An 11913-nucleotide genomic window follows, 5' to 3' on the forward strand; every position below is an offset into this window, starting at 1 on the left:
CCCGGATCGCTTTTCAGTCGATGCGCGGCAGCATGCACATCGCGTCGAGGCCGAGCACGTGGTTGAGCCGCCCGAACGCCAGCCACGAGCCGATGCTCATGCTCAGCTCCACCACCTCCACCTGGGAGTAGTGCGCGGACATCCGCGCCCAGAACTCCTCGTCGAGGCCGTGGTGGTCGGTGCAGTACCGCTCGGCGTACTCGGCGGCGAGCCTGGTGCGGTCGTCGAAGCCCTTGGCGGTCCGCCAGTTCGCGACCTCGTCGAGGAACGCGTCCTCGACCTTCTCGCCGTCCCGCTCGGTACGCCAGTCCAGGCAGAAGACGCACCCGTTGATCTGCGCGACGCGCAGCCGGGCCGCCTCGAACTCGCGCAGGCCGAGGGTGGTGTGCTCGTACACCGAGAGCGAGAACGCCGACGCGGCGGCCCCGATGCCCGGCACCAACTCGCCCCACACGTAGAGGATGGGGTCCTTGCCCTCCGGGATGTCGATGTTCACGCCGGCTTCCTTCCGAGCTTGCCCACCGCGCCGCGCAGCGGGACGTCCAAGGCGTCGTACAGTCCGGGCTCGTTCGCCACGAGCCAGTCGATCGCGTTCACCAGGCGGCCGACCGCGGTGGCGTTGCCGCCCGCCGACCGGTTGCCGCCCTCGTCGTGGGCCTCGACGCTGACCTCGATGTGCGGGCTGCCCTCGATGATGACGCGGTGGGCCCCGTCGCCCGACGGGGGCACGGGCCAGTCGGGCGCGCACGCCGCGTGGATGCGGGTGACGTGCTCGATGACGATCTTCGGCTCGCCGTCCACGATGCCCTGCACCTCGAAGCGGACGGCGCCCTGCGTGCCCGCCTCGAAGTCGCCCATGAGCTTGGTGGTGACCGTCTCGTCCAGCGCGCGGCGGTCGAGGGTCTCGCGCACCTCGTCGAGTTCGACGCCGAGGGCCCGCGCGATGAGCCTGACCTGCCCGCCCCACACCATGGTCGGCACGGTCGGCGCGAGCATCGGCGGCTCGTAGTCCATGGGCTGGCCCATGCCGACCAGGTAGCGGACGGAGTCCTCCTGGTCGTAGGTGGTGTAGTCGAAGATCTCCTGGCACCGGACGACGTCGACGACCGAGCCGAGCCCGCTGATGATGACCGGTAGCACGTCGTTGCCCCAGCCGGGGTCGACGCCGGAGACGAACAGGGACCCGCCGCCTTCGGCGACCGCGGCGAGCACCTGCTCGCGCATCTCGGCGGGGGCGTTGCGCTGGTCGTACAGCGCGTAGAGGGACGGGGTCACGACCACCGCGCCGGACGCGATCGCGCGGCAGATGTCATTGAGCGCGTCGTCGGGGCGGATGTCCCCGGACGCGGCGTAGACGACGGCGCCGGGCCGTGCGGCGAGCACGGCGTCGATGTCGGCGGTCGCCGCGACGCCGAGAGATCGTTCGAGCCCGCACAGGTCGCCCGCGTCGCGCCCGACCTTCTCCGCGTTGTGCACGACGACGGCGCTCAGCTCAAGTTCCGGATGGGCCGCAACGGCCCGGATCGCGGCCCGGCCGACATTGCCGGTGCCCCAGACAATCGTGGAGATCATAGGGAAAGCCTAGCAAGCGTTTGGTTGTGTGAATAGAGTCACAAGTATCCGGTCAAGGCTCCACCTGGCCGGTGATTTCCCCGATGCCCGGAGCACAGGGCGGGTCTCATCCTTGCGGGGAGCCTCGACCCACCCCTCTGAGGAGAGACCCCATGCGCCTCCTGCGCCTGCTGCTCGGCACCGCGGCCTTCGGCCTCGCCGCCGGGCTCGCCACCGCCCCCGTCCACGCCGCGTCGCCTGAGTACGTCGCACTCGGCGACTCCTATTCGTCCGGTACCGGCGCGGGGTCCTACACCAACCTGCTGTGCACCCGAAGCGCCAACGCCTACCCGGCCAGGTACGCCGTCGCGCACCCCGGCACCGCCTTCAAGTTCGTCGCCTGCGGCGGAGCCACCATCCCCGACGTCGTCGCGAACCAGCTCTCGGCCCTCGGCTCCGGCACCACGCACGTCACCATCAGCATCGGAGGCAACGACGCGGGCTTCGGCTCCACGATGCTGTCGTGCCAGTACGGCACCACCGCGACCTGCCGCGGCGCCCTGGAAGAGGGCACGGAGTTCGTCCAGAGCGAGCTGCCCGGTGAGCTCGACACCCTCTACGCGCAGATCCGCACCCGGGCCCCGCAGGCCGAGGTCGTCGTCGTGGGCTACCCGCGCCTCTACAAGCAGGGCGGCCTGTGCGCGGGCGGCCTCAGCGCGGCCAAGCGCGACCTCATCAACACCGCGGCCGACGGCCTCACCGCGGTCCTCGCCGCCCGCGCCGCGGCCGCCGGCTTCACCTTCGCCGACGCCCGCCCCGGCTTCGCCGGCCACGAGATCTGCACCTCCACCGCGTGGATCGACTCGGGCAACATCCACCCGACCGCCACCGGCCACGCGCAGGGCTACCTCCCGGTCGTCACCGCGGCCCTCGGCGGCTGACCCACCGATACGTCGGACGGTCGAGTGACCGGGCCCGGCCGTCCCCCGGGCCCGGTCACTCGTCGGTGAGGGCCGCGGTCAGGGCTTCGGCGCGGGCCCGGGTGCGGGCGGCCTCGGGCGCGCCGGTGCGGGACTGGAGGTCGGCCAGGACCGACAGGGCGGTGGCCAGGGCGGGGCGGTGCGCGGGGGAGCGGGTGGCGATGTCCTCGTGCAGGCCGGCCGCACGGGTCTGGTGCGGGAGCGCGTCGCCGGGGCGGTCGGCGTCGGCGAGGTAGCCCGCGAGCTTGCTGAGCACCCGGGCGAGCGCGTTCAGGTGCTCGGCCGCGTAGGCGTCGAGCAGCGGCTCCAGCAGTTCCAGGGCCTCGGCCTGGGCCGTCGCGGCGGCGTCGGGGAGCCCGAGCCTGGCCCGCAGCGCCGCGTCGGTCTCCAGGAGGGCGACCGCCGTGACGCGCGGCGCGTCGGGCACCTCCAGGAGGTGGATCTCCCACAGCGCCCACGCCCGGGTGTGCAGGAGATCGGCGGCCTCCAGCGCGCCGTCGTCGAGCAGTTCGTCGGCGACCGCGTTGAGATGGCGCACGGTCCCGACCGCGCTGCCTTGCGCGGAGATCGCCGCGATCGTCGGCTCGACGTCGAGCCCGGCCAGGCTCCGCTCGCGCAGCAGCCGCATCAGCTCGGCGGCGGCCTCCACCGCCTCTCCCGCCTCGGTGAACAGCGCCACGGCCCGCTCCCGCAGCGCGACCGCCTCCGGGGCGCCGACGAGCGCCGCGAGGCGGCTCGACACCACGGCGGTCTGCGCGGCGAAGTAGGCGCCGCCGCGCAGCAGGTGCAGCTCCTCGTAGACCTCCAGCGACTCACGGGTGGCCCCGACGGCCTCCGCGGGCCTGCCCAGCGCCTCGTGGTGCAGGCCGAGGGCGCGCAGCGCCTGGGCGAGGTTAGGCAGGTCCCCGATCTCGCGGTGCAGGTCCACGTCGAACAGCGCGGCGGTGAAGGCCTCCTCGGTCTGGCCGAGCTTCGCCAGATAGATGCCGAGCGACCGCCAGGCGCCCGCGAGCAGCGGACGGAACCGGTCGGGCTCGTCCCGGGACAGCTCGCCGTACAGCGTGATGGCGCGCCGCATCAGCCCGAGCGCCTTCTCCAGGCCGCCTATCCGCTCGTGGTAGCGGCTCGCGTCGTGCAGCGCGACGGCCAGCGCGGTGGCCGCGCGGGGGAGATCGGGCCGGCTGATGCGCTCCAGAAGGCTGACGGCCCGGTCCAGTGCGGTGACGGCGTGCTCGAAGGACTCCTCGGCCTCGCGGATCTGCCCGAGCAGGCAGAGGGCGTCGGCGAGCAGGAGGCCGTGGGCGAGGTCCTCCTCGTACAGCTCCTGGTACAGCGCCGTGGCGTCCAGCGCGGACTGGAGGGCGAGGTCGTGCATGCCGAGAGACCGCGCGCGCGACCCCCGGTCGTGCAGGGCGGGCGCGAGGAGGTCGGCGTGCCCGCCCAGCTCGGTGAGCACGTCGACGGCCTCGGCCGCGGCGGCGAAGGACTCGTCGGCCCTGTCACGGTCGTCCAGCCGGTTGCCCAGCGTCACGAGGGCTTCGCCGAGCGGCCGTCCGCCCTCGCGCCGGGCGGCTTCGACGGCCTCCTCCGCGGCGCCCAGGCCGTCGTCGGAGTCGTCGAGCAGCGCGAGGTGGTCGCTCACCAGGCACAGGCAGTGGACGTACCGGGCGTCCTCACCGAGGTCCCGGAACAGCCCGGCGGCCTCCCGCGCGGCCTGGATGGCCTGCCCTACGTCCCCCGCGTCCCGGCGCAGGCCGACCAGCCTCAGCAGGGAATAGGCGAGTTCCCTGTCGGGCTCCGCAGGCATCCCCGCGTTCCTGTCCCGGTAGACGTGCACGAGGTCTTCCGCGGTCTTCAGCGCCTCGGACTCCGCGCCGACGGCGGAGCAGGCCGTCGCGAGGTCCTCCAGGTAGTCGGCGTACCAGTGGTGGATGCCGGTGTCCTCGGCGTACAGCCCGGCGAAACCGTCGCGCACGGACAGCAGCGCCTCCAGCGCCTCGTCCGGGCGGTCCAGGGCGGACAGGCGGGAGGCCACCGTCTGGACGGCGGAGCAGCGCGTCATCCGCCAGTCGCCGTCGACGTCCTCCCGGGCCAGTGCCTGGACCTCGGCGAGCGCCTCCCGCGAGCTGTCCAGCGCCCCTTCCAGATCGTCGAGGAGGGCCTGGAGCGAGCTGACCCGGGCGAGGGAGAGCGCGGCGGAGTAGCGGTCGCCGAGCAGGCGGAACTGCTCGGCGCTCTGCCTGACGGCGTCGGCGGCCTCGACGTACTCGTCGTCGCCGGCCAGGCTGTCGCCCCACAGGCGAAGGCTCCGCGCGTACTCCGGCCGGAGCCCTTCGCGGCCGTCGGCGAGGAGCAGGGCGAGGCCGCGGACGACGCGGCGGCTCACCACCGCCGCGTCGGTCGGGCGGTCCGCCTCGGCGAGCAGTTCCGTGTAAGCCTCGGCGTCGGCCAGCACGTCCGGCCACCGCCGCTCGTCCTCGGCCGCCAGCGACTCCAGCAGCCGGAAGGCCCGCCCGCGCACCGCGACGGCCTCTTCCAGATCGCCCGAGGCGGCGTGCGCGGCGGCGAGGTCGCGCAGCACCCCGGCCAGGGGAAGACCGGGCGGAAGGAGGCCCGCCAGGACGCGCCGGGCGATGATCTCCCGCGGCCGGTCGCCCGCGCGCGCGAGCGCGGCGGCGAGGTCGCCCAGGCCCCGCGCCAGCTCCGCGCGCAGGATCGCCGGATCGTCGAAGGCGAGCTGCACGGTCGGGTCCGCGGGCGGCGCGACCTCCGCGAGCAGCTTCTCCAGCGCGGCGGTGGTCGCCGCGTCGAGCCCGCACAGCGCGGCGACGTCGAGGAGGGGATGGCAGGCGGACAGGATGTGCTCCCGGAGGTGTGGGACCCCGGCGGCGTGCGCTCCGGGCGGCGCGGCAGCCCTCGGTGGGCTGTTCCGGCGCGGGGGTGCCCGGCGCCCCGGCCGGCCCCTGGGCCACCGCGAAACTATCCGGATCGGGCGAAGCCTTCAACCGGAGCGCCCGCTCCCGGGGCGAGGGATCACTGGTCAGGGCGTGCGGTCGTCCAAGGGCGCGGACAGGGGCTCGGGTACGGGCTCGTGCGGCAGGGCCGCGCGGCCCGCCAGCGGCGCGAGGACGAGCGCGCAGAAGTCGGCGACGGCCGCGGCGTCGGGGTGCCCCGCGGCCAGCACGTCCACGGCGACCAGCGCGGGCTCCTGCGGGGGGATCTCGCGTTCGAGCGACTCCCGCACTGCGTCAGCCCCGGCGATCTCCAGCAGGCGCAGGAGCCCGTCGGTGAGCGCGAGCAGATGCTCCTCGGGAGCCAGGGCGTCGGGGGACAGCAGCCCGCGGCGCAGGAGGGCGGTGAGGGCGGACGGGGCGAGCACGGGGTCGTCGCGCAGGGAGAGCAGAAGGGAGGGGCCGTCGCTGAGGGCGTCGACGAGCGTGTCCAGGAGGAGCAGCGTGCGGTCGCGGAAGGGACACGATCGTACGGCCTCCACCAGGGCGGGCACGTCGTTGTCGTGCGCGGCGAGCCAGCCGCGGATCTCGGCGCGGGCGGCGTCGGCGGGATAGCGCTCGGCGGCGACCCCGAGCAGCTCCGCGGGCCGCGCGGAGGCGAGCTCTCCGATACGCCCGCACTCGCGGCCTTCGGCGAGCAGAGCCTCGCGCACCTCCGCCGCGGCCAGCGGGGTGAGCGACACGGCGGGCGCGTGGGCCGCGTCCCAGGCCGCGCCCCTGCGGCTCCTTCCCTGCTCGGGGAGGAGCGGTCCCTGGAGCTCCAGAGCGCCGAGGTCGCCTAGCGCGCGCAGGGTGAGCGATAGATCCTGGTCCAGGGCGGAACGCCACAGAATGCGCTGCTCGCCGTCGATGTCGGCGAGGTCGTAGGGCGCGGTGCAGTACAGCCACACCTTGTCCTGGAGCCGGTGGCCGGGCACCGGGCAGGGCAGCCCGTACAGCGCGTTGAGCAGGTCGGGCACCGTCTCGGCGAAGTCCGTGCGCAGGATGGAGCCGGAGGCGCAGAAGCTGTCCCCGAGGCGGGGGAAGGCACTGAAAGCCCGCCGCCACAGGGCGAGCGGGTCGGCGAGCACGGCGGACGCCCTGCCGACCTTCGTGAGCCGTCCCGCGTGCACCCGGATGATCCGGGCCTTGCGCGCCCAGGCGACCAGCAGGGGCAGATCGCCGATGTCGCCGCATCCATTGCCGTTCTCCAGCAGCCGTACCAGCGCGCGGGCGTCGACGGGAGGGATCTCCCCGCGCGGGGTCAGCGGCCTGCCGTCCGAGCCGACCCATGCCACCAGCGCCGACAGCCGCCTGACGACCGGCGAGCGCTCCGCGGCCTCGCGCAGTTCGTCGGCGCAGGGCAGGGCCAGCGGAGGCGGCGCCACGGCCCGCCGGACGGGGGCGGGCGCGCGTTCGGCGAGCCGGATGAGCAGGTCCCTGTCGTGCGGGATCCGCCCGGCCGAGACCCCGGATTTCAGGCGTTCCAGTCCGAGCCGGTCGGTGAGGGGGATGCCGTGCCGGGCCGCGGTGAGCTTCCAGTACTTGGTGACGCTGTAGCGCTCCTGGTCGCGGATCGCCGCCGTGAACAGGGGGACCGTGCGGGTGATGGCCCGTTCGGCCTCCGCGGGGTCGCCCGCGCGCGGGTCGCGCAGGCCCGCGGCGTCCAGGTAGCGCAGCAGGGTCCGCAGCGCCTCGGGCACGCACGCGAGGTCCTCGGGCTCGGCCGCGACGCGCTCCGGCACCCATTCCAGGAGGAACTGCCGGACTTCGGCGGGCCGCCAGAACCCCAGCCGCCCATCGGGGCACTCGTGCCGGAACTGGAGCGCGGCATCGATGATCTCGGGAACGAGGCGGACGCCCTGGTCCTCCGCCCAGGCCCGGCAGCGCCGGACGATCAGCTCGCGCGCGGCCCGGTACTCCTCTTCCTCTTCGGTGCCGAAGCAAGTACGCATGCGATGAAGCTACAGAGCCGTTTCCCGAGAGTAATGCAATTTTCACGAACTGCGACCATCGATCCCACGCGAAGCGCCGCCGATATGTCACACCTGCCATGACCTGGTGGGATGTGAGCGGATTGGCGCGTTCGTGCGATGTGTTGGCGGGTTCGGCCAGTGCCACAGCCGTCCCCCGGCCGACCGGCGCGCCCGGTCCATCCCGCCCCCGTCCCGGGGAGGCCGTCGGGAGGTCCGGCCGACGGGGGTGATGACAACCGAATTGATCGAAAATGCCTGGTTGATCGGTATTTCCTGGCAGGGAAGTTGTCCAGGGGTGGACGATTTCCGTGCGGCGGGGCGTGGTCGAATGGAGGTGTTGGAGCGGTCCCGAAGAAAGCGATGGCCAAGATCAAGATGCACGACGCGGAACCGGACGTGCGCTTCACGTTCGCCAACGAGCGGACGTTCCTGGCCTGGAGCCGCACGGGCCTCGCCCTGGTCGTCGCCGGGCTGGCGATCGCCCAGTTGCTGCCGCCCTTTCCCGGGGTCCCGTGGGGCCGGCACCTGCTCGCCGTCCCGCTGATCGTGCTCGGCGGGTCCATCTCGGTCGCGGGGTACCTGGAGTGGGGGCGCAACCAGCGCGCGCTGAGGCGCGGGGAGCCCTTGCCGCCTTCGGCGCTGCCGAAGCTGCTCGCGGGGACCATCACCGCGGTCGCCTTCCTCGCCGCGGCCGTCGTCGCGGTGTCCGCGGTCCTTGAGTTCTGACGGTGGCCGTGGACCTCGAAGGGCGCGATCCCGGGCTCGCCGGGGAGCGGACGGAGCTCGCCTGGCTGCGCAGCGCGATCTCGCTGGCCGCCCTCGGCGCGGCGAGCATCCGCGCCGCGCCCCTGCCCGGCCTGCTGATCCTCCTGGTCGCGGTGGGCGTCTGGTGGGTCAGCCGCACGGTGCGCGGGCCGGAGCGCAGGCCCGGCGACCCGCGCCGCGCGCGCATGATCACCCTCGCCGGGGTGGTGGTGGCGATCGCCGCACTGGCCATCGTGCTGTGAACGGCCCCTGGCGCGTGTGACCGACTTGGTTAGACTGCCCGGCGTGTTGCGCCTGGGGCTAATTGCCAGTTTTGTCCTTTTGTTCGGTCTGAGTGCGGGGCCGGTCGCAGCCGCGCCACCGGACCCGCCGAGCCGCACCGACCTCGTCGCGGAGGCGCTCGCCGAGGACCCGGTGCAGGTCACCGACCACGAGGCGCGCCTCGTCGACCCGGACGCGATCCGCGCGGACCTCAAAACGGCGCTGGATCCCCTCGGCGTCCCGTACTACGTCGTCGTGACGCCCCAGCACATCTTCCTCGACGAGTACGCGAGTCCCGGCGAGTTCATCCCGATCCTGCACGACAGGCTCCGGAAGGACGGGCTCTACGTCGTCACCGACACCACCGGGAGCGGCGAGGCCCGGATGTACGGCTCCGCGCTCCCCGCCCAGGACGCCTGGCGCGCCACCCGGCGGGAACTGCCCTACGGCACCAACCTGGTCGAGCACTTCGTGCGGTTCGCCGAGATGCTGTCCGCGCCCGACCCCGCGGCCCGGGTCGCCGCCGCGACCAGGGCACCCGAATACGAGAGCGCGAGCGACGACCGCGACCGCGTCGAGATGACGGCCCTGGCCGTCGGCACCGCCGCGGGCGCCCTCCTCGTCGGTGTCGCGATCCTGCTGAATCGAGCCCTGAAGTCCAGGAACAAGGGATCCGCCCGGGGCAGGGCACCGCAGAAGGCCGCGGGCGCCCCCCGCGCGAACACGTCCCGCAAAGGCAAGTCCGCGCAGGCGGCCCGCCGCAAGGGACGGAAGGGAGGCCGCCGATGAGCGGTACCAGGAACCCGGTTCCCTCACGAGGTGCCCGGACCGTCCGAAGGGCGGCGGCCGCCTTCGTGGTGGTGCTCCTCGCGCTGCCGCTCGCCCCCGCGTTCGCCGAGGGCGTGATCCCTCCGCACGCCACCGCGCGCTGGGAGCGGATCGCCGAGGCGCTGCGCGATGACCCGCTGTTCGTCGACACGGACCTCGCCGACGCGATGCCCGGCCCGATGCGCCGGGAGCTGCGGGCCGAGATGAAGACCGCCGCCGAGGCGCTCAAGACCGACGTCTACTTCATCGCGGTGCCGGATCCGAACGAGAGCGAGACGGAGGGAAACGCCTCCCTCCTGCTCGCGGGCGTGTACGACGAGTTCCGCAAGGACGGCCTGTACCTGATGGTCGACCAGGACGGCGACCTCGAAGGCAGGGACTACGGGGTGCCCCGCGACTTCGGTTACCAAGTCGTCGCGTACGAGGACAGGAACGCCGCCGACTACGAGAGGCCCTTCGCCGACCTGCTCGGCCGGGTGGAGACGGTCCTCACCGCCGCCGCCGCCCTGCCCGCCGGGGAGCCCCGCCTCCCGGACGGTCCTCCCGACCTCCCGTCCTTCGCCGAGGACGAGCCCTTCGGCCCCGAGCCCGAGATCGCAGGCCCGTTCTTCGCCGGACTGCTCATCCTCGGGCCGCTCCTCGTCCTCGTCCTCTGGGGCTTCTGGGCCGCGGCCAAGGGCCTCTGGGCGGGCCGGGGCGAGGCCAAGGCCAAGGCGTCGTGGCGGACGAAGCCGAGCCTGGGCCGCCTCAGGACGACCTCGCGCAAGGAACTGCGCACCCTCGCCGAGGGGCTGGACAAGGCGGGCGACACCACGGGCGCGGCGACCGCGATGCGGGCCTACGACGCGGCCCTGCTCGTCGCCGACGAGGCGCGCCGCGGCACCGACCCGGCCGTGGAGGCGCTCGACCTGCTCGGCGTCATCGTCCTGTGCCGCCAGGGCACGCTCGCCCTCGCCCAGGACCTCTCACGGGGCCCGCTCTTCTGCCAGGTCAACCCGCTGCACGGGCTCGGCACCCGGGCCAGGACGAGCGCCGACGCGGGCCATCCTCCAGGCCAGGTCTGCGCCGTGTGCGCCGGTCTGTCCAGGAGCCGGGTGCGGACCGCGATCCTGCGCGTCCCCGACGGCCGTCCCTATCCCGAGGTCGAAAGCCTGTGGCGCACGGGCTTCGGCGGCCGTCCCGACCTCGCCGCACGAGTACTGGAGTCCCTCGGTGTCCGCTGAACCGTCCCCCGGCGAGATCGTCGCCGCCGCGCTGCGCCGCTCACCCCTGTACCTGGACCCCGCCTACGAGACCGCGCTCCCCGAGGCGGACCGGGCGAAGGTCCTGGCGGCGGTCGAGAAGGAGACCGTGCCCTTCTGGATCATCATGGTGCCGTTCGTCAAGGGCGGCACCTGGAGCGAGCCCGACGAGATGATCACCATCGTGCACGACAGGCTCAAGCGCGACGGCGTGTACCTCGTGCCGACCGCGTCCGGAAGCCTCACCGCCAAGCGCTTCGGCGGCACCCGGCAGGAGGGGACCGACGCGATCTACGGCGCCGCCCTCGTCCGCTACCTCGACGAGTACGACGAGGCCCCGCTGGCGGACCGCCTCCTCAAGGCGATGGACGCGATCACCGCCGGCAACGCCGAAGCCGAGTACGAGAAGGCGACCGCTTACCTGCACGAGACGCCCAATCCGGTCGCCAGGCTCACGAAGGACGAGTGGGGCGACACCTCGCCCGTGCGCGTCACCGCGCTCGGGCTCGGGGCGGCCGCGGTGGCGGGGCTCGCGGTATGGCGCTGGAGGCGGACGCGCGGTCCCGCACCGCGTGAGGCCCACCCCCTCGTGCTGTCCAGGGCGACGCTGGAGGCGGCCCGCCACGCGGACGAGAACGGGCTGCGCAAGCAGGCCGCCGCGGCGGTCGTCGCTCTCGGGGAACTCGTCGAAGGCACCGAGGTGCCTTCGGACGATCCCCGCGGACAGGAGCTCATCTCCCTCGCCCTGGACGCCTACCAGGCGGCGGGCAAGGTGCTCGACGCGGCGAAGGGCGTCCCGGACCTCGCGGGCGTGCTCGTCCTCGTGGACATCGGGAGCGACGCCATCGCGGCGGTGCGCGCCCGCAGGAAGGGCGGCAGGGAGATCCCGCCGAGCCCGCTGTGCTTCTACAACCCGCTGCACGGCGACGCCACCGCCCAGGTGACGTGGCGGCGCATCGGCTCGCGCGACTCCATCAGGGTCCGGGCGTGCCAGGCGTGCGCCAAGGCGGTCCGCGACCACCGGAGCCCTGAGTCCCTGCTGGACACCTCGGGGGACAGGCCGCTGCCCTACTACGCCGCCGACTCGCTCTGGTCGCGTACCGGCTACGGCCAGTTCGGCGATACGGGCTCCGCCGACGGAAGCGGCGACGGCCTGGTGGCGCGCGTCCTGCGGGGCGACCACCGCACCTGACCCGCGGGTCCGGCCTCCGGGCCCTGACCTCCGCACTCCGTGATCTTGTCCAGGCCGGGAGCATAAAGATCGTCTCCGATGGCTATGGGTGACACACGGGTCGCCTCCGCGTGAGGGGCGGGCCGCCAC

General features: G+C 73.6%; 10 protein-coding genes. 6 read left to right on the forward strand and 4 right to left on the reverse strand.

What is annotated here, in order from left to right; genetic code table 11:
• Window positions 1–13: 13 nt before the first annotated feature.
• Entirely contained in the window at window positions 14–496 is a 483-nt protein-coding gene (locus EDD29_RS02285; protein WP_123661937.1) for a carboxymuconolactone decarboxylase family protein, read from the reverse strand.
• A complete protein-coding gene (locus tag EDD29_RS02290) occupies window positions 493–1572 on the reverse strand; it encodes an NAD(P)H-dependent amine dehydrogenase family protein (RefSeq protein ID WP_123661938.1) in 1080 nt (359 codons plus the stop codon). The genes EDD29_RS02285 and EDD29_RS02290 overlap by 4 nt, the downstream gene beginning before the upstream one ends.
• A 152-nt stretch (window positions 1573–1724) precedes the next feature.
• Here EDD29_RS02290 and EDD29_RS02295 point away from each other — a divergent pair, with 152 nt between their 5' ends.
• On the forward strand, window positions 1725–2492 hold the full coding sequence (locus EDD29_RS02295) for an SGNH/GDSL hydrolase family protein (RefSeq protein WP_123661939.1): 768 nt from the start codon (window positions 1725–1727) through the stop codon (window positions 2490–2492).
• 55 nt (window positions 2493–2547) lie between these two features.
• Here the strand turns inward: EDD29_RS02295 and EDD29_RS02300 are convergent, their stop codons facing one another.
• Window positions 2548–5274: a tetratricopeptide repeat protein gene (locus EDD29_RS02300; RefSeq protein WP_123661940.1), complete on the reverse strand. Its 2727-nt coding sequence runs from the start codon at window positions 5272–5274 to the stop codon at window positions 2548–2550.
• Window positions 5275–5571: 297 nt separating this feature from the next.
• On the reverse strand, window positions 5572–7476 hold the full coding sequence (locus EDD29_RS02305; protein WP_123661941.1) for a hypothetical protein: 1905 nt from the start codon (window positions 7474–7476) through the stop codon (window positions 5572–5574).
• A 381-nt stretch (window positions 7477–7857) separates the two neighbouring features.
• On the opposite strand from EDD29_RS02305, the gene EDD29_RS02310 reads away from it, so the two are divergent.
• The 5 genes from EDD29_RS02310 (at window position 7858) to EDD29_RS02330 (ending at window position 11784) form a co-directional block, all read left to right on the forward strand.
• The gene (locus tag EDD29_RS02310) at window positions 7858–8223 is read left to right on the forward strand and encodes a YidH family protein (RefSeq protein ID WP_123661942.1); all 366 of its coding nucleotides are present in this window, start codon (window positions 7858–7860) and stop codon (window positions 8221–8223) included.
• A 2-nt stretch (window positions 8224–8225) separates the two neighbouring features.
• The gene (locus EDD29_RS02315) at window positions 8226–8504 is read left to right on the forward strand and encodes a DUF202 domain-containing protein (protein WP_170201267.1); all 279 of its coding nucleotides are present in this window, start codon (window positions 8226–8228) and stop codon (window positions 8502–8504) included.
• Window positions 8505–8583: 79 nt separating this feature from the next.
• Window positions 8584–9312: a hypothetical protein gene (locus EDD29_RS02320; protein WP_123661944.1), complete on the forward strand. Its 729-nt coding sequence runs from the start codon at window positions 8584–8586 to the stop codon at window positions 9310–9312.
• Window positions 9309–10574, forward strand: a complete 1266-nt coding sequence (locus EDD29_RS02325; protein WP_148085854.1) for a hypothetical protein — start codon at window positions 9309–9311, stop codon at window positions 10572–10574. Before EDD29_RS02320 ends, EDD29_RS02325 begins: the two co-directional genes overlap by 4 nt.
• Entirely contained in the window at window positions 10564–11784 is a 1221-nt protein-coding gene (locus EDD29_RS02330; RefSeq protein ID WP_211359526.1) for a hypothetical protein, read from the forward strand. Before EDD29_RS02325 ends, EDD29_RS02330 begins: the two co-directional genes overlap by 11 nt.
• The last annotated feature ends 129 nt before the right edge of the window (window positions 11785–11913 follow it).

This window comes from Actinocorallia herbida, from assembly GCF_003751225.1.
Classification (GTDB): domain Bacteria; phylum Actinomycetota; class Actinomycetes; order Streptosporangiales; family Streptosporangiaceae; genus Actinocorallia; species Actinocorallia herbida.

What these genes read in the sequence shown, in the direction of transcription:
- EDD29_RS02290 (WP_123661938.1), bottom strand. Translation starts at nt 1,572, where the DNA reads ATGATCTCCACGATTGTCTGGGGCACCGGCAATGTCGGCCGGGCCGCG.
- EDD29_RS02295 (WP_123661939.1), top strand. Translation starts at nt 1,725, where the DNA reads ATGCGCCTCCTGCGCCTGCTGCTCGGCACCGCGGCCTTCGGCCTCGCC.
- EDD29_RS02305 (WP_123661941.1), bottom strand. Translation starts at nt 7,476, where the DNA reads ATGCGTACTTGCTTCGGCACCGAAGAGGAAGAGGAGTACCGGGCCGCG.
- EDD29_RS02310 (WP_123661942.1), top strand. Translation starts at nt 7,858, where the DNA reads ATGGCCAAGATCAAGATGCACGACGCGGAACCGGACGTGCGCTTCACG.
- EDD29_RS02325 (WP_148085854.1), top strand. Translation starts at nt 9,309, where the DNA reads ATGAGCGGTACCAGGAACCCGGTTCCCTCACGAGGTGCCCGGACCGTC.